The 21,463-nt window shown below is 47.6% G+C and carries 16 protein-coding genes; 10 read left to right on the top strand and 6 right to left on the bottom strand.

What is annotated here, in order from left to right:
- The 4 genes from NQ510_RS18105 (at position 1) to NQ510_RS18120 (ending at position 6,608) form a co-directional block, all read left to right on the top strand.
- Entirely contained in the window at positions 1 to 645 is a 645-nt protein-coding gene (locus NQ510_RS18105; protein ID WP_005826927.1) for an ATP-binding cassette domain-containing protein, read from the top strand.
- A gap of 11 nt (positions 646 to 656) precedes the next feature.
- Complete coding sequence (locus NQ510_RS18110; protein WP_005826929.1) at positions 657 to 1,862, top strand: hypothetical protein; 1,206 nt, start codon at positions 657 to 659, stop codon at positions 1,860 to 1,862.
- 2 nt (positions 1,863 to 1,864) lie between these two features.
- On the top strand, positions 1,865 to 4,171 hold the full coding sequence (locus tag NQ510_RS18115; protein ID WP_005826931.1) for a helix-turn-helix domain-containing protein: 2,307 nt from the start codon (positions 1,865 to 1,867) through the stop codon (positions 4,169 to 4,171).
- A gap of 85 nt (positions 4,172 to 4,256) precedes the next feature.
- On the top strand, positions 4,257 to 6,608 hold the full coding sequence (locus NQ510_RS18120) for a glycoside hydrolase family 31 protein (protein ID WP_008665178.1): 2,352 nt from the start codon (positions 4,257 to 4,259) through the stop codon (positions 6,606 to 6,608).
- Positions 6,609 to 6,755: 147 nt separating this feature from the next.
- Here the strand turns inward: NQ510_RS18120 and NQ510_RS18125 are convergent, their stop codons facing one another.
- Both NQ510_RS18125 and NQ510_RS18130 read right to left on the bottom strand, forming a co-directional pair.
- Entirely contained in the window at positions 6,756 to 8,615 is a 1,860-nt protein-coding gene (locus NQ510_RS18125; RefSeq protein WP_005826934.1) for an SLC13 family permease, read from the bottom strand.
- A gap of 78 nt (positions 8,616 to 8,693) precedes the next feature.
- On the bottom strand, positions 8,694 to 8,969 hold the full coding sequence (locus tag NQ510_RS18130; protein ID WP_005826936.1) for a putative quinol monooxygenase: 276 nt from the start codon (positions 8,967 to 8,969) through the stop codon (positions 8,694 to 8,696).
- Between the two features lie 166 nt (positions 8,970 to 9,135).
- Here NQ510_RS18130 and NQ510_RS18135 point away from each other — a divergent pair, with 166 nt between their 5' ends.
- Positions 9,136 to 9,429: a YtxH domain-containing protein gene (locus NQ510_RS18135; RefSeq protein WP_005826938.1), complete on the top strand. Its 294-nt coding sequence runs from the start codon at positions 9,136 to 9,138 to the stop codon at positions 9,427 to 9,429.
- A gap of 169 nt (positions 9,430 to 9,598) precedes the next feature.
- Here the strand turns inward: NQ510_RS18135 and NQ510_RS18140 are convergent, their stop codons facing one another.
- Complete coding sequence (locus NQ510_RS18140; protein ID WP_005832992.1) at positions 9,599 to 9,949, bottom strand: winged helix-turn-helix transcriptional regulator; 351 nt, start codon at positions 9,947 to 9,949, stop codon at positions 9,599 to 9,601.
- Between the two features lie 213 nt (positions 9,950 to 10,162).
- Here NQ510_RS18140 and ung point away from each other — a divergent pair, with 213 nt between their 5' ends.
- Positions 10,163 to 10,825 (top strand): uracil-DNA glycosylase, encoded by a 663-nt coding sequence (gene ung / locus NQ510_RS18145; RefSeq protein ID WP_005826944.1) that lies wholly within the window; start codon positions 10,163 to 10,165, stop codon positions 10,823 to 10,825.
- Between the two features lie 4 nt (positions 10,826 to 10,829).
- Here ung and NQ510_RS18150 read toward each other — a convergent pair whose 3' ends face one another.
- The gene (locus tag NQ510_RS18150; protein WP_005826947.1) at positions 10,830 to 11,537 is read right to left on the bottom strand and encodes a TIGR02757 family protein; all 708 of its coding nucleotides are present in this window, start codon (positions 11,535 to 11,537) and stop codon (positions 10,830 to 10,832) included.
- A gap of 193 nt (positions 11,538 to 11,730) precedes the next feature.
- Between NQ510_RS18150 and NQ510_RS18155 the strand changes: the two genes are divergently transcribed.
- Both NQ510_RS18155 and NQ510_RS18160 read left to right on the top strand, forming a co-directional pair.
- On the top strand, positions 11,731 to 12,588 hold the full coding sequence (locus tag NQ510_RS18155; RefSeq protein ID WP_008665173.1) for an AraC family transcriptional regulator: 858 nt from the start codon (positions 11,731 to 11,733) through the stop codon (positions 12,586 to 12,588).
- A gap of 342 nt (positions 12,589 to 12,930) precedes the next feature.
- Positions 12,931 to 13,827 (top strand): DMT family transporter, encoded by an 897-nt coding sequence (locus tag NQ510_RS18160; RefSeq protein WP_005826953.1) that lies wholly within the window; start codon positions 12,931 to 12,933, stop codon positions 13,825 to 13,827.
- Between the two features lie 6 nt (positions 13,828 to 13,833).
- Here the strand turns inward: NQ510_RS18160 and NQ510_RS18165 are convergent, their stop codons facing one another.
- Positions 13,834 to 14,850 carry an N-acetylmuramoyl-L-alanine amidase family protein gene (locus NQ510_RS18165; RefSeq protein ID WP_005826955.1) on the bottom strand — a complete coding sequence of 339 codons (1,017 nt, stop codon included), beginning with the start codon at positions 14,848 to 14,850 and terminating at the stop codon, positions 13,834 to 13,836.
- 137 nt (positions 14,851 to 14,987) lie between these two features.
- Between NQ510_RS18165 and NQ510_RS18170 the strand changes: the two genes are divergently transcribed.
- Positions 14,988 to 16,268, top strand: a complete 1,281-nt coding sequence (locus NQ510_RS18170) for an O-acetylhomoserine aminocarboxypropyltransferase/cysteine synthase family protein (protein ID WP_005826957.1) — start codon at positions 14,988 to 14,990, stop codon at positions 16,266 to 16,268.
- A 111-nt stretch (positions 16,269 to 16,379) separates the two neighbouring features.
- On the opposite strand, the gene NQ510_RS18175 is transcribed toward NQ510_RS18170, so the two are convergent.
- Positions 16,380 to 18,884 carry a family 20 glycosylhydrolase gene (locus NQ510_RS18175; RefSeq protein WP_005826959.1) on the bottom strand — a complete coding sequence of 835 codons (2,505 nt, stop codon included), beginning with the start codon at positions 18,882 to 18,884 and terminating at the stop codon, positions 16,380 to 16,382.
- Between the two features lie 175 nt (positions 18,885 to 19,059).
- Here NQ510_RS18175 and NQ510_RS18180 point away from each other — a divergent pair, with 175 nt between their 5' ends.
- Positions 19,060 to 21,348: an NADP-dependent malic enzyme gene (locus NQ510_RS18180; protein ID WP_005826960.1), complete on the top strand. Its 2,289-nt coding sequence runs from the start codon at positions 19,060 to 19,062 to the stop codon at positions 21,346 to 21,348.
- Positions 21,349 to 21,463: the final 115 nt, after the last annotated feature.

Consider the following 21,463-nt stretch of genomic DNA (forward strand, 5'->3'; position numbering starts at 1 on the left):
ATGAATAGGATTCACCTACGGCAAACACTACCTCAAGTGTTTGCCGACCGTGATGCCATTACCTCAGACGTATGGCATCGGGACATTACGTTCCACAAAGGGAAACGTTATCTCATAGAAGCCGCTTCGGGCACCGGAAAATCATCGCTTTGCAGCTATGTTTACGGTTACCGCAACGATTATCAGGGAATCATCAACTTTGATGAGCGCAATATCCGTTCACTCTCCGTCAATGACTGGACAGATATACGCAAACACTCCCTCAGCATTCTTTTTCAGGAGTTGCGTATCTTTCCCGAACTTACCGCCATCGAGAACATACAACTGAAGAACCGGCTTACCAACTTCAAAAAAAGGAAAGAAGTCCTTACCCTATTCGAGGCAATCGGCATTGCCGACAAGGTAAACGAAAAAGCCGGGAAGCTATCTTTCGGCCAGCAACAAAGAGTCGCTTTTATCCGCAGCCTCTGCCAGCCTTTCGACTTCATCTTCCTGGACGAACCCGTCAGCCATCTGGATGACGAGAACGGAACAATCATGGGCAGGCTGCTGACAGAAGAAGCCAGCCGCCAAGGAGCGGGAATCATAGTGACTTCCATCGGCAAACATCTGGAATTGGATTATGATGAAATTTATCAATTATAAATGTGGCTAATATGAACCGACTTGTTTGGAAACTTCTCCGCCAGCACATCAGTGTCGGACAGTTGGCAGGCTTTTTCCTCGCCAATCTCTTCGGCATGATGATTGTATTGCTGAGCGTACAATTCTATCGTGATGTCCTTCCCGTTTTTACGGAAGGGGACAGTTTCATGAAGAAGGATTATATCATTGCTACCAAGAAAATCAGTACTTTGGGCAGCTTTGCCGGGAAAAGCAATACCTTCTCCAAAGATGAGATAAAGGACCTGAAAGCCCAACCTTTTACTAAGGGGGTAGGCGCGTTCACTCCTTCCCTGTTCAAGGTTTCTGCCGGACTCGGTATGCAGGAAGCCGGTATCCGCTTGTCAACGGAGATGTTTTTCGAGTCTGTACCCGACGAATATGTGGATGTCAGTCTGGAGAAATGGCATTTTGACGAAGATGCCCGGGTAATCCCCATCATCATTCCGCGCAATTATCTGAACCTCTATAACTTTGGCTTTGCACAAAGCCGGAGTCTGCCGAAACTCTCCGAAGGTTTGATGAGTCTGGTACAGATGGATATCATGATGCGGGGCAACGGACGTGTGGAACAATATAAAGGCAACATTGTAGGATTCTCCAACCGGCTGAATACCATTCTCGTCCCCCAATCCTTCATGGACTGGGCCAACAAGAATTTTGCACCGGAAAAAGAAGCTGAACCGTCCCGACTTATTGTGGAAGTGAAGAATCCTACCGACACAGCCATCACCGACTATTTCCAGCAAAAGAATTACGAAACCGAAGGCAACAATCTGGATGCCGGAAAGACAACTTATTTCCTGCGCCTCATTACAGTTATTGTCATGGGAGTAGGACTGTTCATCAGCATTCTGTCATTCTACATCCTGATGCTGAGCATCTTCCTGCTTCTCCAAAAGAATACGGTAAAACTGGAAAACCTGCTGCTGATAGGATATAGCCCGACGCGGGTAGCCACGCCTTATTATATACTGACAGTAGGGCTGAATGTACTGGTACTGCTCCTCGCCATCGGCTGCGTGGCATGGGTACGCAGTTACTATATAGAAGTAGTCCAAAACCTCTTCCCGCAACTGGAGAGCGGTTCACTGCTTCCATGCATATTGACCGGTTGCCTATTATTTTTTGCTGTATCACTGCTGAATATTTTGGCAATAGGCAAAAAAATTATCAGTATCTGGAAAGGGGGAAAATAAAGATGGGAAAAATCCATCCAACAGATATAAAGTTCATGGTAGTGTTGGTATTATGTCTCAGCATGGCATTTCCCATCTCTGCCAATGACTTTCTATTCACTTCCATTGACACCTCGCACGGTCTGAGTGATAACCAGATACGCTATATCCTCCAACTTCCGGACGGAAGAATGGTATTTACCACCACCCAGAACGTCAATCTGTATGATGGAGCCAACTTCACCTCTCTGCAGCCTACCCCCGAATATATATATCCGCTGAAACAATACAAGGGCTTCTACCATGTCTATCTGAGCGGTGATTCCCTCTTGTGGATAAAGGATTACCAACGGCTGATGTGCATCAATCTCCATAACGAGCGATACATTGCCAACCTGGACTCCGTCTTTCAACAGAAAGGTATGCAGCATCCCATAGAGGATTTGTTTGCGGACGAACGGGGGCTCGTCTGGGTAATCAGCCATGGCGAGCTGTTACAGCCGGAACTTTCCTTCCGATTGAAACTGTCTGAAGGCCGAGGAACAATACAAGACCTGACTGCAGACGAAGAATCTCTGTATCTGTTCCATGACACGGGAGAAATCGTGTGCTATGATGTAAAAAACGGAAAACAACAGTATGACATTGCCGCATATCCCCGGACGGAACAAGAGAAGTTCCAAAACACCTCCCTCATACTCAGAGGAAAAAACGGGTTCTATCAACTGCGCAACGGCTCTAAAGGAGGATTTTTCCATTTCGACCTCCATAAGCGAGCATGGGAGAAGCTGATGGAAACAGAGTATACCCTCAATACACTGATGATCTCCGCAGATGAGAAAGCATACATCAGCTGCATCCGTGGCTTTTGGATTATTGACCCCGAAAAGAGGACACGCCACTACATGCCCACCTTGAGGACCCGAAAGGGCAACGTCCTTGCTACAGAAATCAGTACGATTTTCCAGGACCGGCAAGGAGCTTTATGGCTCGGAACATTCAACAGAGGATTGCTGTACTACCATCCGGCCTTATATAAGCACATCCACATAGACAAGAAGGATTTCCCCCTATCACTTGAAAGAAATACAGCCGTAGCAAACTTTACGGAAGACCGGGACGGCAACATATTCATAAAGGACCGGACAGCTATCTATAAGCTCGACCTGCAGGAAGACGGCAACCGGATACTCATACCGGTAGAAGCATCCACCCTGCCCAAAGAGCTACAAGGGGAATACGGTTCGGAAGCGGCATTCGTGTCACATGACGGAACGCTCTATTTCGGAGACGCCGACGGATGCAACATCTTTTCCCCCAATCCGGAGCCCCCATCTTCCAGTCTGCCCTATCCACCGGTTTTCACGGCAATCCATGTGCATGGAGAATGCATCCTCCCGGGCAGAAGCTATGAAAACCGGACTATACTACCCGAAGCCTCTCCTTATGTGAAAGAAATATCATTGAGCCACAGCCAGAACTTCCTTACTCTCGAGTTCTCCGCATTGAATTACTTCAACCGCGAGCACACCCATTACCGCTATCAGCTGGAAGGTATCGACGCACAATGGGTAACCGCCGGCAACATGAAGCAGAGCAACGGCATTCTCCAAGCTCCCTATACCAACTTGCCACCGGGAAGCTACACCTTCAAGGTAATGGCCTCTAACGATGGAAAGCATTGGAATGAAGAGCAAACGGCCCGGATAAGCCTAACAGTCCATGCTCCCTGGTGGAAAACCGGCGTTGCATACGTCATCTATATAGTCTTGTCAATCGCCATCATTGCGGCAAGCATCCGCCTCTACATACACCGCACCCGGAAGGAGATGGAACGGAAACACAAAGAAGAAATCCTTTTGCTCCGCATCCGCAACTTGATAGAGCAGTGCAACCGTTATGAAGCGGAACAAAAGAAATCACCGGAAGGAAAAAACATAACTTGTGTACATAGCCATACCGAACCTCACCAAACAGAAAACAAGCAAGACGCATCCGAATCTGTTTTCCTGACAAAAGCTATCGAACTGGTGGAAAAGAACCTGCATGTACCCGGCTACTCCGTAGAGCAGCTAAGCCGCGACTTGTGTATGGAACGCACCGGACTTTACCGGAAACTGGTAGCCATGCTCGACCAGTCCCCCAGCCTCTTCATCCGCAACATCCGCTTGCAACGTGCGGCACAACTCATCCTGGAAGGCAGCCTCAGCATTACGGAAATCGCAGAGCGTACCGGCTTCAGCAGTTCCAGCTATCTCAGCAAATGTTTCCAGGAAATGTACGGCTGCCGTCCCTCGGAATATGCGGAGAAAATGCAGAAATCAACTTGAGTGTTGTTCCGTTTCAACAAGATTGTTGCCACCTAAAGGGGATTCAAGGCTACTTTTGCAGCATAATTTTAAAAGAACCATGAAAATGAATTTTATGAAAAGAGCCGGCTTCGTGCTGACTTGTGCAACCATGCTTGCAAACTTGTGTGCCGCCCAGAACACAGAGCGCACACCTCAAGGAATGAAATGCACCACACAAGGAATGGACATCCGTGTGGAATTCTATTCGCCTTCCATTGTGCGGGTTTACAAAACTCCCGAAGGCAAACCCTACAACAAAGAAAGTCTGGTAGTGGTCAAATCACCCGAAACGGTCAAAGTGGACTTTTCGGAGGAAGCAGGACAAACCGTGCTGAAATCTTCTATATTGAAAGTTCTTGTCAATCCGGCAACCGGAGGCATCAGTTTCCATACCATCGCCGGCAACGAGCTGCTGAAAGACAAGGACTACGGCACCTCTTTTGCCGATAAGAATGATGCCGGCACTCCCTCCTATCAAGTAAGGGGCTCTTTCCTATTGGATAAAGACGAACCCATCTACGGAGTAGGACAAGTGATGGACGGCAAATTCAACCGCCGCAACTCCATGCACCACATGCAGAACGAGAACATGTTCACCTATTCTCCTTATTTCATGTCGCCCGTGAAAGGCTATGCCGTATATTGGGACAACTACTCCATTTCAGAATTCATGGATACTCCGCAGGAACTCGCTTTCCAGAGCCTGGGACACTGTGCGGACTATTATTTCATGTATGGCGGAAACGCCGACGGCATCATCGCCCAGGTGCGCGACTTGACGGGACACTCCCCCATGCTTCCACTGTGGGCATACGGTTTCTTCCAAAGCAAGGAGCGCTATCATACGCAGGAAGAAAGCCTGAATGTCTTGAAGAAGTATCGCGAACTACAAATTCCCATTGACTGTATGATTCAAGACTGGCGCTACTGGCCCGAATATCAGAAGACGGACAGTGCGTGGAACTCACACAGCTTTGACCCTGAACGCTTTCCCAACCCCAAGAAGTGGGCCGACGAAATACACAAGCTGAATGCCAAGCTGATGATTGTGGCATGGCCCGGCTTTGGCACCCACACAGAGCAACGCAAGGAGCTGGATGCCAAAGGCATGATTATCAATTTTGATACCTGGCCTCCACAAAGTGGCGCACGCCCCTACGACGTCTACAATCCCGAAGCAAGGGATATTTATTGGAAATATCTGAATAAAGGCATTTTCAGTTACATCGGCAACGACGGCTGGTGGCTCGATTCTACAGAGCCCGACCATATCAACCGACAAGAATCGGACTATGACCTCCCCACTCACTTGGGATCTTACCGAAGTGTAAAGAACGCCTACTCACTGATGCACAACAGCGGAATAGCCTCGCATCAAAAGGCTTTGAGCAAAGACAAACGCGTTGTCATCCTAACCCGTTCCGGATTTATCGGACAACAACGTTACGGCTGCAACACCTGGAGTGGTGACGTGACCTCCACTTGGGACATGCTGGAGAAACAGATTCCTGCCGCACTGAACTACACCTTAATGGGCATTCCGAACTGGAACAGTGACATAGGCGGCTTCTTTGCCGGACGCTGGAACCAAGAAGGGGGAGCCAAGAACCCCAAATACCAAGAACTGTATGTACGCTGGATGCAGTTCGGCACTTTCTGCCCGATGATGCGTTCGCACGGTACGGAGTTGCCCCGTGAAATCTGGAACTTCGGCAAGCGTGGCGAGTGGTGTTTCGATGCCCAGGAGAAGATGATTAATCTGCGCTATCGCCTTCTGCCCTACATTTACAGCACTTCCTGGGATGTGTCCCACAATGACGGTACATTCATGCGTCCTTTAGTAATGGATTTTGCAGCAGATTCTAAAACACATGAAGTTGGCGGCGAATTTCTTTTCGGACGCTCCCTACTGGTAGCACCGGTCACCCGGCCGGAAGTGACGGAATGGTCGGTTTACCTTCCTCAAGGCGCAGACTGGTGGGACTTCTGGAGTAACGAAAAACAGCAGGGCGGACAGACCTTGAACCGCTGTGTATCGAAAGAGATTCTGCCCGTCTATGTAAAAGCCGGCAGTATCCTGCCGTTCGGTCCCAAAGTACAGTATTCCGCCGAAAAGAATTGGGACAATCTGGAGATACGCATCTATCCGGGTGCCGACGGCACATTCACCCTCTACGAGGACGAAAATGACAACTACAACTACGAAAAGGGAGCTTATTCCACCATCCGCTTCCATTGGGACGACAAGGCTCGTCGCCTGACAATAGAAGAGCGGGAAGGCAGTTTTCCGGGTATGCTGAAAAGCCGCAAGTTCAAGGTTGTTCTGGTCGGTCAGAACTCCGGTACGGGAGACCGGCCGATGAAAGGCGGAAAGACAATAAGCTATGCAGGAAAGAAAAAAAGTATAAAGCTGTAACAGTAAAAAGGAGGAACGTGTCAAAACTACCTTACTATTTTTTAGGCGCGGATTACGCAGATTTCAAGAATTCAATTTGCATAGTCCGCGTTATTCCACGTAATCCGCGCCTAATATTACAGCATAATGAAGTGGTCATATACTTTATTAAAAAGGAAACAGCAACGGCAACACAAATACCATCACCACTCCCATAATAATCTGCAACGGGAGCCCCACTTTTATATAATCCATGAATGTATATTGTCCTGCCGGCATCACCAGTGCATTGGGCGGTGTAGAGAATGGAGAAGCGAAACACATGCTTGCCGCAACCGTCACGGCAAACAAGAACGGAACGGGACTTACTCCAATCTGAACCGCACTTTGAAGAGCAATAGGGGCCATCAGCACTGCCGTCACCGTATTGCTGATGAACATGGTCATCAATGAAGTGGTGAAATAGATACCTGCCATCAACACAATAGGACCATAACTGCCCAATCCGCTCACAAGACTGTTGGATATATATTCCGAGGCACCGGTTTTTTCGAGTGCAAGAGACATGGGGAGCATGGCTGCAAAGAGCACAATCGTTTCCCAGTTTATCGTTTTATAGGCGGCTTCCACATTCCTGAAACATCCCGTCAGCACCATCAGCAAGCCGGCAATCATCACCGCTGTCACCGGGGCCACGGGAATAAAGTCGAAGACCATCATGGCAACCATCAGCACCATGATAGCGGCAGCTATGGGCGCTTTATAATCCAGCGTCACTTTGGCGGCTTCTGCCAAAGGCTGCCCCAATACCACCCAATCGGAATCTTCCCTGCTTATCCGTGCGATGTCCTGCCACGCACCCTGCACCAGCAAAACATCGCCACTATGCATACGCTCACGTCCCAATTCACGTAATATATATTCCTTCTTACGACGGATGCCCAATACATTTACATTAAATTTATCACGGAACCCCGCTTCCTTCACCGTCCGGTTCACAATATTGGAAGAGGGCATCAACACGATTTCGGCAATTCCGATGTCATAAAAGTCAAGGGACTTGTCGGCTTTGGAGGCTTCTTCAGTGGTATGCCCGTCGAGCATTTCCATTAAAAAGTCTTCAGCAAAACGATTTACGTTCGACACCTCTCCCGTAATGTAAAGCACGTCGCCCACCCAAATAGTCGTATCGGGTGATGCCAATTTCTGGGTAATAGTTTTCAGGAATCTATGTTGGGAAGAGTCTACACGCCGTACTTCAATGATATTCAGACCATACTTGCGGCGTACATCCAGGTCTATGATGGTTTTTCCTATCAGACGGGAATCATTGACAGCCCTCAAACGGAACAGGTTGCTGGAAAGTCCGTACTCCTGTACCAGTTGGTCCAATGATTTACCCGACAATGTTCCGTCATTCTTTTTGCCTTTCTTGGAGAGAAACCATTTGGTCAGAGGCATTAAAACCAAAGTTCCCACTATCACGCACACAATGCCCACCGGCAAGAAGGAGAAGAAAGACAGCGGTTCAAAGCCCGCTCCCGTCAATGTATTCTGAATGACCAAGTTAGGAGGCGTACCGATAAGTGTCATCATACCGCCCATACTGCTGGCAAAAGCCAAAGGCATCAATAGACGGCTGGGATTCATTCCGGCACTCAGCGCCAAGCTCACCACGATAGGCAGCATCAAAGCCACCGTTCCCGTATTGCTCACAAAAGCACCAATGGCAGAGGTAACCAGCATCACCAGCAAGAAGAGTTTCAGCTCGCTCTTGCCTGCCAGCTTTAAAATGCGCGAACTTATCATTTTAGCCAGCCCGGTCTGAAAAATGGCGCCGCCCACAACGAACAAGCCCACCATCATAATCACCACCGAGTTGGAGAAGCCGGAAAGGGCCTCTTCAGGAGTAAGAATCTGAAATATCAATAAACCAATCAGCGCACAAAGCGCCACAATGTCCGAACGGACTTTGCCTGCTACAAAAAAGGCAGCGGAGAGAACAAGGATAATAAGGGTAATCAGCATAAATATGTATATTAAGAATGCACAAATATACTTATTTACGCATGATCACACAACCCCTTACTACCTCAAATTACTGATTCAGAACTCGAATTTTTCCAACTTCATGGCAGCCAGCCCCTGGATTTTGGGCACCAGGGCCACAAAATGGTCTGCTTTTTCATGGGCAGACAATGACTCTGCATCTTTCCATGTTTCACAAATCATAAGAACATCGCTGCGAGTGGCGCTCTCAAACACATCATAAGCAATGCATCCATTGTCCTTCAAGGAATATGCGACCAGTTCTTTGGCAGATTCCAATACTGCGGCACGGTTCTCCGCACTTACCTGAATAAAAACATTTAATCTAATCATACTTGTATAAATTTTAAGTGCATCGCAAATTTAAGCAGAATAAATATCTCCACCAACAAAAGTAAATTGTTATTAATTCCTTTCCCGCCGGATGAACCAATCTTTGGCAAGTATGTTGTCTCATCAGAATTGATTCTAACTTTAACTATTAAAAACTGACTTGATTATGAAATGTAAAGATTCTAATTTCTGGATCGGACTGGGAATAGGTTCGGTTGCCGGTGCATTGGCCTACCACTTCTCCCGTACGGAGAAAGCTAAAAAGCTGGAAGATGCCATATGCCGTGCCATCCACAAAGCAAATGGCGAAGCCAAGGAGTTCATCAACACTGCTGAAGAAGAAGCATTGCACGTTGGCACCAAAGTAGCAGACAAGATGGCCCATGAGGCCCATGAGGCCGCAGAGAAAGCTGACAATCTGAAAAACAAGGTTCACAATTTTGCCGATGCTAAGAAATAAAACAAGCACTTGGAAACTTCTGAAGGGGTGTGTCAAAATTCACCACAGATTACACGGATTAACACAGAATGAGCTTAATCTACTGATAATCAAAGATGCTTATCTGTGCAAATCTGTGTAATCTGTGGTGAATACCAGTTTCGACACACCCTCTTTGCATATCGACCCATCAGTTCTGCAGACTGCGCCGATTCAAAATATCATTCATATGCTCCAATGCCCATCCTACCAAAGATTCAATATGCGGCATCAGGCTACATCCGATTTCTGTAAGGTTATACTCCACACGGGGAGGAACTTCCGCATAGACTTTCCTGACAATCAGCCCGTCCGTCTCCAATGAGCGCAATGTAACCGTCAGCATCCGCTGGGAAATATCCCCTATGGTTTTCTGTATATCGCAAAAACGCATCGTTCCATTCGCTTTCAGTGTGACCAGCACAAGCATTGTCCATTTGTCTCCCAACCTGCTCAGTACATCCCGTACCGGACAAGCATCCATACGATGAAAATTTTCCATTCCTTTATTTTACCAATCAGTTCAACCTCAGCAATGGCGACTCTATGCTTAGTGTCCGGCATTGCACCACAAAAGTAATAAACTTACTCAAAATAACTATCGTTTCATACGATAATTAAAACATTCTTTATACTCGTAAATGCATCTGCCTCATCCGGATTATTTGTATTTTTGCAACATCGTTTCCTATTCATATGTAACTGCAAGACTCTTATGAACGTAAAAATAGAAGAAAGCTGGAGAAAACGCCTACAAGAGGAGTTTGACAAACCTTATTTTGAGAAGCTGGTAGCATTTGTAAAAAGTGAGTATGGACATGCCAACGTGCTACCTCCCGGCCATCAAATTTTCCACGTCTTCAACTCTTGCCCGTTCGAGAAAGTGAAAGTCGTCATACTCGGACAAGACCCTTATCCTAATCCCGGTCAGTATTATGGAGTCTGCTTTTCCGTACCGAAAGGAGTAGCCATTCCCGGTTCTCTGGCAAACATATTCAAGGAAATACATCAGGACCTGGGAAAGCCCATTCCGACTTCCGGAAATCTGGACCGTTGGGTAGCGCAAGGCGTGTTTCCTATGAATTCCGTCCTCACAGTACGTGCCCACGAAACCGGCTCGCACCGGAACATGGGATGGGAAATCTTCACAGACGCTGTTATCAAGAAACTGAGTGATGAACGGGAGAATCTTGTATTCATGCTTTGGGGAGCGTACGCCAAAGAAAAAGCCGCTTTAATCAATAGCAGCAGACACTTGATTCTGACTACCGTCCATCCGTCCCCACGTTCTGCCGAATACGGATTCTTCGGTTGCAGGCACTTCAGTAAAGCCAACGATTTCTTACGGAGCAGAGGGATACAAGAAATTGACTGGTAACACGCTACAATACTCCGCTGACTCCGCTTCCAAACAAAGCAAAGTCCCCCAGGCACGGGTCGTCCGGAAAGGCCTCTGCCAGAGCTTCAGTAATCCGGCGGGCATTCTTCAAAGAAAATGTTTCTGTCTCGGTGAGTCCCAAAGCATAGGCCACACGGCAGACATGCGTGTCCAAAGGCACAATCAGGTCCCTGCAATCAAATCTCTCCCAAATACCAAAATCCACTTCCGGACCTTTCCTTATCATCCAGCGCAAAAACATGTTCAGTTTCTTTTGGGGGCTCTTTGCCGAGACTTCCAAAAATGCACATAACCTTTCCATCGGATTACCGGCATACGTACATAAGGCATCCTCCAGACTGTCAAAAGCAGAATAGGCAGCATGCAAACGCCTGAAATAGGAATGAAAGTCAGCATAAGAAAGCATTCGGTAAAAACAGCTTCTGTCCGTAGCAGGGAAGTCATTCTTCCATCGGCAGGACAACACGTATTGATGAGGTGATACCCCCATCAACCTATGCAACTCTTCAGCCTTTTTCAATATCTGTTTACGGTTGCCGAAACTCATGATGGCAGTCAGCAGCCCACTGATTTCAATATCCTGCTTCCGTTCATAGCGATGTGGAAACTGTACGGGGTCGTTCTGAATGAAGCCGGCGCAATGATAGGCCGCCGCCCACTCCCAAAGTTGTCTTTTAATCTCCTCGGTCATCTGCAAGCATTTGTTTTTTCATCTGAAATGCAAAGATATTGCAAATCGAATGCAAAACTTTCATGCTTGCACGAAAAAGTTGTGCCGGGATATAGCTTATCTTATTTAAAGATATTGCATTTATAGCAACATCGGACAAGTAACCTATTTCTTTTCCTCCTATTTTTGCAACATGAAAAAGCCCAATAGAGCCATGCAGCAGAAAAAGACAACCCAGGAGGAATACCAAAAGTGTGTGAACGCAGTAGTGGATTATATAAATCTGCACCTCGGAGAAGAAATTGACCTGAAATCTTTGGCCAGGATTTCCCATTTCTCTCCCTTCTACTTCCACCGCATCATGAAAGCTTTCCTGGGTGAACCCGTCGGTACGTTCATTGTCCGGACGCGTACCGAAGCCGCTGCCCGGTTGCTTCGTTACTCGGACATGCCGATAGCGGACATAGCCTACCGTATAGGCTACTCTTCGCCTTCGTCACTGTCGAAAGTATTCAAGCAGTTCTACGGCATTTCACCATTAGAATACCGTAACAATAAAAACTTTGTAATTATGAAACCAGCCATTATTCGTCCGGAACTGGAACTGAAACACGAAATCAAAGAAGTTCCTGCCAGAAATGTGATTTACATCCGCCTCTTTGGCGACTATAAACTGAACGACTATTGCAGCGCATGGATGCGCCTTTGCCAGTTCATCCAGGAAGAAAAACTGCCTATGGGAGAAGTGATGCCCTACTGTATCTATCACGATGACCCCAAAGTGACGCCCGCTGAAAAGCTGCGTACCGATGTATGTATAGTCCTACCCTCATCTGCAACGGCCAAAGGAGACATAGGATTTAAACAGCTCGCGGCAGGCCGCTATGCCATATTCCTATACAAAGGTCCATACGAACATCTGCAGGCCGTATACGATACCATCTACGGGAAGTATATCCCCGAAATGGAATGTAGCTTACGGGATGAGTCCAGTGCGGAACGTTACTTGAACAACCCCGCAGATACGGCGCCGGAGGAACTGTTGACAGAGATTTATATTCCGGTAGAGTAGGCAAACTGTTCTGCCGGAGCCATCAGGATTTCTCCCCGGAAGAGTTTAGGAACCGGGCAGCGAACAAGTATTCGTTCCTCCATGGAGTAAAAATCGTTCCACCATGGTGGAACGATTTTTACTCCGCGGTGGAATGATTTTTACCTCATGATGGAACGAATAAATATTAGGCAAGCCGGTCGATACTATATTAGATACCCATATCTATACTGTATTGTAAAAAAGGGACACTCCCTTGTCTGTATGCTTGTTTTTATTCATTAATTTTGCACGACGCAATGCGAATCAAGCAATTGACGCAAACAGATAATTTTAAAATCTCCATTAAAATCAAGATAAAAGATGCAAAATGTTTCCATAAAAGGGTTTATATATGCGGCTCTCTCCTCTGCCACCTTCGGGCTGGCTCCTTTTTTCACCATTTCATTACTCCTTGCGGGCTTCTCCTCTTTCGAAGTATTGGCCTACCGATGGGGAATAGCTTCACTTGCCTTGGTCGTTTTCGGCATTATGCTGGGCGAGACATTCCGCATCAGCAGGAAAGACTGGGGAACGGTGTTCATCCTCAGCCTGCTCCGGGCAGCTACCTCCTTCAGTCTGGTCATCGCCTATCAGAACATAGCCAGCGGAGTGGCATCCACCATTCATTTCATGTATCCGCTGGCCGTGGCACTGGCCATGATGGGCTTTTTCGGAGAAAAGAGGTCATTCGCCATTCTGTTTGCCGTGTTGGTGTCACTAAGCGGAGCTGGACTTTTGTCATCCGGCAAAATAGACTTTGAAGGAGGAAACACGACCATCGGGCTGATTGCTGCCGGTCTGTCCGTATTCTTTTATGGAGGATATATCGTAGGAGTAAGGAAGAGCCGTGCCGTGCAGATTCCCTCCACTGCATTGACATGCTACGTAATGGGGCTGGGAGCCTTGTTCTTTATTATAGGAGGATATCTGACCGGAGGCATCCGGCTGGCCAATGATACCCACACATGGCTGAATATTCTCGGACTGGCGCTGCCGGCAACAGCTATATCCAACATCACCCTGGTAAAAGCCATTAAATACATAGGGCCTACACTGACTTCCATTTTCGGGGCCTTGGAACCTCTGACAGCCGTAGTTATCGGTTGCCTGATATTCAATGAAAGCTTCACACCGGCCAGCGCCATCGGCATGGCGCTGATAATAACGGCCGTTACAGTCGTGGTGGTACACGAAAAGAAAAAGGAGAGTGAGAGTTGATTGTCCTTATTTCGCCTTTTTATAATCCGTGATGAAACCCTCCATCATCCACTTGGCCAAGGCCTGGCGGTTCGAACTGATTACAAAACGGCGCTGGTCAAAAGTGTTCTGGATATTTCCCAATTCCACGAATACGGAAGCGGGAGAAGTATTGGCTAACACATAAAGATTGCGTGCGCTGACAGTTCCGGTAAACCCACGGTTGGGCTGGTGCTTGTCATATTTCGATTCGAAAGTTTTCTTCATGGTCTTAGCCAGACGCTTGCTGTCGGGCTTGCTTTTAGAGTGGTAAAAGAACACATCGGTCTGATGGCTCTTACTGCGACTGTCCACATGAAGAAAAATGGCACGGCAATATTTATAGTTCTTGCGGTCCTTCTTGTAAAACTCATTGATTTTGGCGCAACGTTGCCGGAGACGTGCCACTTGGTTCAAGGGTATGGGAGCTCCCATGCACGTCTCACGTTTGCTGTTGGAAAGGTACTTGTCATCACGGATTCCGTCTTTAGCATCCTGGATAATGATACGGACTTCCGCCCCCTCTTGCATCAAGTTACGGGCAAGGCGCAAAGCCACATCATACGCATACTCATCTTCATGCAGTTCTATTTTGCCGATTCTGCCGATAGCTCCGGGGTCGGGGCCTCCATGCCCGCTCACTACATAAAAACAAGCGCCCTGCAAACGGTTGGATGTCACTTTTACACTGGCAAGCGCTTTCCCGAACAAAGGTTCATTGATTGTCTTCTTCCCATTGCCAACCGGCTTTGATAATGGGGGCAGTACATACTTCACTCCCAGCCGCAATTCCTCCTTCCCTTTAAGAAGTTTCTTGTTCAGCTCCAAAAACTCCTTATAATAGGCTCTCCCCAGGCGCTTGTTACGTTCCAGGAAAACAGAGATTCCTTCTCCACGTCTCGGACTATCCCGCTCTTCCTGAGCCGAAGCATTAAAAGCAAACAAAGTACAAAAGAGGATGGTCAGTAAACAAAATATGCGTTTCATATTCCAATTATTCATCATTTATTCGGTTCGCTACAAATTTCCAGCCGCTAATTTATAGCATTTTACCATACTTAAGCACAAAATTATAATTTTTTCCCTACTTTTGCGACAACTTACGCGATAATAGATAAGAAACTTTTAAAACAGATAACATTATGGCAAAGCAATTCAAGCCGGAGACGCTGTGCGTACAAGCCGGATGGACTCCTAAAAAGGGCGAGCCCCGTGTACTCCCCATCTATCAAAGTACAACTTTCAAATATGATACCAGCGAACAGATGGCACGCTTGTTCGACCTTGAAGACAGCGGCTATTTCTATACCCGCCTGCAGAACCCTACGAACGATGCTGTAGCCGCCAAGATTGCCGCCCTCGAAGGTGGTGTGGCCGCTATGCTGACATCCAGCGGACAAGCAGCCAACTTCTATGCCATTTTCAATATCTGCCAGGCAGGAGACCATTTTGTTTGCTCCTCTACCATCTATGGCGGAACATTCAACCTCTTCGGAGTAACTTTGAAGAAATTGGGCATCGACGTCACTTTCGTCAACCCGGATGCCAGCGAGGAAGAAATTTCCGCTGCTTTCCGCCCCAATACCAAGGCCCTATTCGGCGAAACCATCTCCAACCCTACGCTCGAAGTGCTCGATATAGAGAAGTTTGCCCGCATTGCCCACAGCCACGGCGTGCCCTTGATTGTGGACAACACCTTCCCTACCCCTATCAACTGCCGCCCGTTTGAGTGGGGTGCCGACATCGTAGTACACTCTACCACCAAATACATGGACGGACATGCCACCAGCGTAGGTGGAGCCATTGTAGACAGCGGTAACTTCGATTGGGATGCACACGCCGACAAATTCCCCGGACTGTGCACACCGGACGAGTCTTACCACGGACTGACTTATACGAAAGCCTTCGGCAAAATGGCTTACATCACCAAGGCTACAGCCCAACTGATGCGCGACCTGGGCAGCATCCAGTCTCCACAAAACGCATTCCTACTGAACCTGGGTCTGGAAACACTGCACCTGCGTATGCCCCAACATTGCAAGAATGCACAAGCGGTAGCCGAGTATCTTGCCCAGAACGACAAAGTGGCTTGGGTGAATTATTGTGGTCTGCCGGGCGACAAATACTACGAGCAGGCACAGAAGTACATGCCGAACGGCTCTTGCGGCGTTGTCACCTTCGGCTTGAAGGGCGGACGGGAAGAGTCTATCAAGTTTATGGATTCACTGAAACTGGCAGCCATCGTGACTCATGTGGCCGATGCACGTACTTGCGTGCTGCACCCAGCCAGCCATACACACCGCCAGTTGACAGACGAGCAACTGATGGAGGCAGGTGTACGCCCCGACCTGATTCGCTTCTCGGTAGGTATAGAGAATGCAGAGGATATTATTGCGGATATAGAACAAGCGCTGAACGCTTGATAAGGATAGAAATTTTAAAACTTTCTTGATATTTTTTTAGGTGCGAATTACGCGGATTTCACGGATTTAGTCCATTACATCCACGTAATTCGCGCCTAAATATTACAACAATTATTTTACCTGCCACGTTATCGGCAAACTTTCCTTTCCTTGATAGAATGTCTTTACCTTCAATACCGAAGCATCGCATTTCACCGGCTCCTGCCACAAAGCAGACTGGGCAGTAGGTTCCGACCCATCAGTCGTATAACGTATCTCAGCCCCATCAATGGCCACATTAGCAAACAGATTTCCCTCTTCTATCCATAAACCCGGCTGAGGCAAGCGGAAGTTAATCCCATGCTTTGCCCAATAAGGCATTTCACTCTTGCTGATTTTCTCATAATAAAGTGCCAAAGCCTGATTGAAAGCCTGCTCCTCCCGTATACCGGATAAATTTTCCCATGCCGGATGGGCATTCCAGCCACGTTCTGCCAGCCCTAATATTTTTGGGAAAAGAAGATATTCCACGCCATCAAAACTACGGATAGTTTCGGCAAACAATTGCCCTTGTACACCCATAATATGCTTCTTGCCTATCTCTGTCAAAGCAGTCTTCCCCTTTTCCGCATTATTCAAATCAATGGGATTGCCTGCCATATCCACACGCAGCGAACGATAAATGCTGAAAGGAAGCATAGAGAAAGAGACAGACTCATCCACATAACCTCCCCAATCGAGTCCACGCTCGTCCGGATGACCATTGTAAGCCATATCCATATAGAAATTGCCCACGTTGCAAAGGATGACCGGGTAACCGTTATTGGCTGTCTGATAAACCACTTCATCAGAGCCCGGTACAGTATTCCAGCAATACACACCGGCAGCCTGGCCCCTCAACTGTTGATGAGCCTCTTCAGTATGCCCCAAAGCAACTTCCTGCCAACCACTGAATTTCAGTCCGTTCTTCTGCATCACATCCGCCATTTGCGTAATGAAATACTCCGACAAATCATGAGCTTTCGTCATGCCTTTTTCCTTCATCAGTTCCTGGCATTTCGGGGAGCCCATCCACACACCGCGAGGCACTTCGTCACCACCCAAATGCACTGTGTACAGTGAAAGACCAGCTTCCTGATACATCGCATTAAGTTCCTGAATCACCTTCTCCATAAAACGGTAGGTAGAAGGCAAGGCGACATTCATCACATTGTCCGTATAATATTGTACAGAAACATAACGTGAAGTATCTTCCGGTTCACTCAATATATATTCTGTAGCTTTCCCCGGATCAGTTTCAAAATATTTGTTATAGCGTGCCTTCATGGAGACAATGGCAGCGCGGGCATGCCCCGGAGATTCTATTTCCGGAACAATGCGGACATGTCTTTCGGCAGCATACTTCAGCAAATCAATAAATTCCTCGCGGCTATAATATCCATTGCCTACAGTCTTTGCATCAGGGTCATAGCCACCGTCATAACATGGGTAGAGGCACTGGCTTTCGTCAGTGGTATGCCCGCGACGGCTACCCACAGCAGTCAGTTCCTCCAAACCGGGAATCTCCAAACGCCAGGCTTCATCATCACAAAAATGGAAATGCAGGACATTCAATTTATAAGATGCAAAAATATCCACCAGTTTCTTCAAGTTCTCCGGAGCGGTGAAATTACGGGCAATATCTATCATTTGTCCACGATATGCCAAGTCCGGATAATCCCGAATGGAGACTGCCTCCAGCAAATAAGGTGTCTGCTTGCCCTTCAACATTGACAAAAGTGTCTGTGTACCATTAAAAATGCCATGAGGAGTGGCAGCACTGATTTTTATCAGGTTGTCACCTATATTGATAGTATAATATTCATCATTTACGGCCTCCTTCCTATCAAGCAGTTCTTCCAGCACAATCTTCACGGAAGCATTTCCGACAACTTCCAAACCATACAAACCAGTCAGTTTCTCTTTCAGCAACTTGGCTTCACCGGCAAAGTTCTCCGGAAATGCCAAAGCTACCTTACCTTCCAATACGACATTATCGCCTTCAATGGCTACCACTTTCTTTACAGACGGAAGAATGTCTGACTGCACCAAAGCAGGAGCACCAGCCAAGCGAAGATTGGATTCATAAATCTTAGTCGCATCCGGATAGCCGCTCATTGACTCGGGAGAAGGAAGCGGCAGCGCCTTCAAAGCCACGGGCAACGGACTGCCCTCTTTACCATCCACAGTCTCCACCCAATAAGTTCCTTCCGGTACATGGGAGTTCCGGTCCAGCTTGTAAGTACAAAGGAAAGTGATCCGCATGGAATCACCGGGAGCCAGCGGAGCAAATTCGTCTGTCGGATACATTTTGAAAAAATTACCGTTCACTACCTCTACCTTCACTTCAGAGGCTCCTTCCTGCTTCACCCCTCGGGGAAGCTGTGAATAGTAAATCGTCCAGTTCTTTTTTAGAGGTTTTTGAGAGATATTCTTGAGAATAAAGGTATTCTCATAATATCCGGGTTCGATGTCACTTGCACCCATTTCCCAGGTCAGAGCAACCGGTGCCTTAGGTTCATTACTCGTTTTACATCCAGCAAATAGTGCCATTACACAAAATAATAATCCTGCCAGAGGAAGTTTCAAAATTCTCATGCAACTCATGTGTTAAGTTAATAAATGGGGGTAATTTCTAAAATCTGATGCCAAAAATAAGCATTTTAAGCTAATTAACTGATAAAAGTAATAGATTTTATTGACAGCGAGCTACAATTTAGAACTTTTATACCTACATTTGCAGCCAAATTATAACCAATTTAACTATTCTACCATGGCTAAAATAACCAAAGAAGCAGCCTTGCTCTACCATTCGCAAGGCAAACCGGGTAAGATTGAAGTAGTACCCACCAAGCCTTACAGTACACAAACCGATCTTTCTCTCGCCTACTCTCCGGGCGTTGCAGAACCGTGCCTCGAAATTGAGAAAAACCCGCAAGATGCATATAAATATACAGCAAAAGGCAATCTGGTAGCTGTCATCTCCAACGGAACCGCCGTGCTCGGCCTGGGCGATATTGGCGCCCTCAGCGGCAAACCCGTCATGGAGGGTAAAGGTCTGTTGTTCAAAATTTATGCAGGTATCGACGTATTCGACATCGAAGTAAATGAAAAAGACCCCGACAAGTTCATCGAAGCTGTCAAGGCTATTGCCCCAACATTCGGAGGTATCAACTTGGAAGACATCAAAGCACCCGAATGTTTCGAAATAGAACGCCGCCTGAAAGAGGAATTGGACATCCCCGTGATGCACGACGACCAGCACGGCACCGCCATCATCTCCAGCGCAGGATTGCTGAACGCCCTGGAAGTGGCAGGCAAGAAGATAGAGGAAGTGAAAATCGTCGTAAACGGTGCCGGGGCTTCCGCCACCTCATGTACCAAACTGTATGAAGCGCTCGGTGCACGCCGTGAGAATATCCTGATGCTGGACAGTAAGGGAGTCATCACCAGCGACCGCGAGAATCTGACCGAGCAGAAACGTTACTTTGCCACCGACCGTCGCGACGTACATACACTGGCAGAAGCCATCAAAGGTGCCGATGTATTCCTTGGACTGTCAAAAGGTAATGTGTTGACCCAGGACATGGTTCGCAGCATGGCAGACCATCCCATCGTGTTTGCCCTTGCCAACCCTACTCCGGAAATCTCTTACGAAGACGCCATGGCAGCACGTCCGGACGTACTGATGTCCACCGGTCGTTCCGACTATCCTAACCAGATTAATAATGTAATCGGTTTCCCCTACATCTTCCGCGGCGCCCTCGACACGCAGGCAAAAGCCATCAACGAAGCCATGAAAATTGCTGCCGTGCACGCCATTGCCAACCTTGCCAAGCAGCCCGTGCCCGATGTTGTGAATGAAGCATACCATGTAAACAACTTCACCTTCGGTCCCGAATACTTCATCCCGAAACCGGTTGACCCGCGCCTCATCACCGAAGTGTCCTGCGCTGTGGCCAAAGCTGCCATGGAAAGCGGTGTAGCTCGCAAAGACATCGAAGACTGGGATGCCTACCGCCTGCAACTGCGCGAGCTGATGGGTTACGAAAGCAAACTGACCCGCCAACTCTACGACACCGCCCGCCGCAACCCACAACGTGTGGTATTTGCCGAAGGCATCCACCCCAATATGCTGAAAGCTGCTGTGGAAGCCAAGGCTGAAGGTATCTGCCATCCTATTATATTGGGCAACGACGAAGCCATCGAGAAGCTGGCAAAAGAACTCGACCTTAGCCTTGAAGGTATCGAGATAGTAAATCTGCGTCATCCGGATGAAGCGCCGCGCCGTGAACGCTATGCCCGCATCCTATCTGAAAAACGTGCCCGCGAAGGAGCCACTTACGAAGAAGCCAACGACAAAATGTTCGAACGTAACTACTTCGGTATGATGATGGTGGAGACGGGTGAAGCAGACGCTTTCATCACAGGTCTTTACACCAAATACAGCAATACCATCAAGGTTGCCAAGGAAGTCATCGGCATCCGTCCGGAATACAAGCATTTCGGCACCATGCATATTCTGAACTCCAAGAAAGGCACATACTTCCTGGCAGATACGCTGATTAACCGTCATCCCAATGCCGAAACGCTGATTGACATTGCCAAGCTGTCGGAATATACCGTCCGCTTCTTCAATCATACACCGGTAATGGCCATGTTGAGTTACTCCAACTTCGGTGCGGATAAGGAAGGAAGTCCGGTAAGTGTACACGAAGCAGTGGATTATATGCAACAAAACTATCCTGACCTTGCCATTGACGGAGAAATGCAGGTGAATTTCGCCATGAACCGCGAAATGCGTGATGCCAAGTATCCGTTTACGCGCTTGAAAGGAAAAGACGTAAACACACTGATTTTCCCGAACTTGAGTTCTGCAAACTCTGCTTACAAGCTGCTGCAGGCGATGGATACGGACTCCGAACTGATTGGTCCTATCCAAATGGGGCTGAACAAGCCTATCCACTTCACCGATTTTGAAAGCTCCGTGCGAGATATCGTGAATATCACCGCAGTGGCAGTTATCGATGCTATCGTAGACAAAAAGAAAGCAGCCAAATGAAACGACCGTTATCAAAATTCCAAATAGTTTGCATTATGCTGCTTTGGGCAGCACTTTGCTACATTGTTTTGATATCTGTCGAACGAATTGACGGTCCAATCATCCTAACGCTTGC

Source organism: Bacteroides uniformis, assembly GCF_025147485.1.
Lineage (GTDB): Bacteria > Bacteroidota > Bacteroidia > Bacteroidales > Bacteroidaceae > Bacteroides > Bacteroides uniformis.

What these genes read in the sequence shown, in the direction of transcription:
- NQ510_RS18110 (WP_005826929.1), top strand. Translation starts at nt 657, where the DNA reads ATGAACCGACTTGTTTGGAAACTTCTCCGCCAGCACATCAGTGTCGGA.
- NQ510_RS18165 (WP_005826955.1), bottom strand. Translation starts at nt 14,850, where the DNA reads ATGATGAATAATTGGAATATGAAACGCATATTTTGTTTACTGACCATC.
- NQ510_RS18150 (WP_005826947.1), bottom strand. Translation starts at nt 11,537, where the DNA reads ATGACCGAGGAGATTAAAAGACAACTTTGGGAGTGGGCGGCGGCCTAT.
- NQ510_RS18130 (WP_005826936.1), bottom strand. Translation starts at nt 8,969, where the DNA reads ATGATTAGATTAAATGTTTTTATTCAGGTAAGTGCGGAGAACCGTGCC.
- NQ510_RS18135 (WP_005826938.1), top strand. Translation starts at nt 9,136, where the DNA reads ATGAAATGTAAAGATTCTAATTTCTGGATCGGACTGGGAATAGGTTCG.
- NQ510_RS18140 (WP_005832992.1), bottom strand. Translation starts at nt 9,949, where the DNA reads ATGGAAAATTTTCATCGTATGGATGCTTGTCCGGTACGGGATGTACTG.
- NQ510_RS18155 (WP_008665173.1), top strand. Translation starts at nt 11,731, where the DNA reads ATGCAGCAGAAAAAGACAACCCAGGAGGAATACCAAAAGTGTGTGAAC.
- NQ510_RS18180 (WP_005826960.1), top strand. Translation starts at nt 19,060, where the DNA reads ATGGCTAAAATAACCAAAGAAGCAGCCTTGCTCTACCATTCGCAAGGC.
- NQ510_RS18120 (WP_008665178.1), top strand. Translation starts at nt 4,257, where the DNA reads ATGAATTTTATGAAAAGAGCCGGCTTCGTGCTGACTTGTGCAACCATG.
- NQ510_RS18170 (WP_005826957.1), top strand. Translation starts at nt 14,988, where the DNA reads ATGGCAAAGCAATTCAAGCCGGAGACGCTGTGCGTACAAGCCGGATGG.
- NQ510_RS18175 (WP_005826959.1), bottom strand. Translation starts at nt 18,884, where the DNA reads ATGAGAATTTTGAAACTTCCTCTGGCAGGATTATTATTTTGTGTAATG.
- ung (WP_005826944.1), top strand. Translation starts at nt 10,163, where the DNA reads ATGAACGTAAAAATAGAAGAAAGCTGGAGAAAACGCCTACAAGAGGAG.
- NQ510_RS18125 (WP_005826934.1), bottom strand. Translation starts at nt 8,615, where the DNA reads ATGCTGATTACCCTTATTATCCTTGTTCTCTCCGCTGCCTTTTTTGTA.
- NQ510_RS18160 (WP_005826953.1), top strand. Translation starts at nt 12,931, where the DNA reads ATGCAAAATGTTTCCATAAAAGGGTTTATATATGCGGCTCTCTCCTCT.
- NQ510_RS18115 (WP_005826931.1), top strand. Translation starts at nt 1,865, where the DNA reads ATGGGAAAAATCCATCCAACAGATATAAAGTTCATGGTAGTGTTGGTA.
- NQ510_RS18105 (WP_005826927.1), top strand. Translation starts at nt 1, where the DNA reads ATGAATAGGATTCACCTACGGCAAACACTACCTCAAGTGTTTGCCGAC.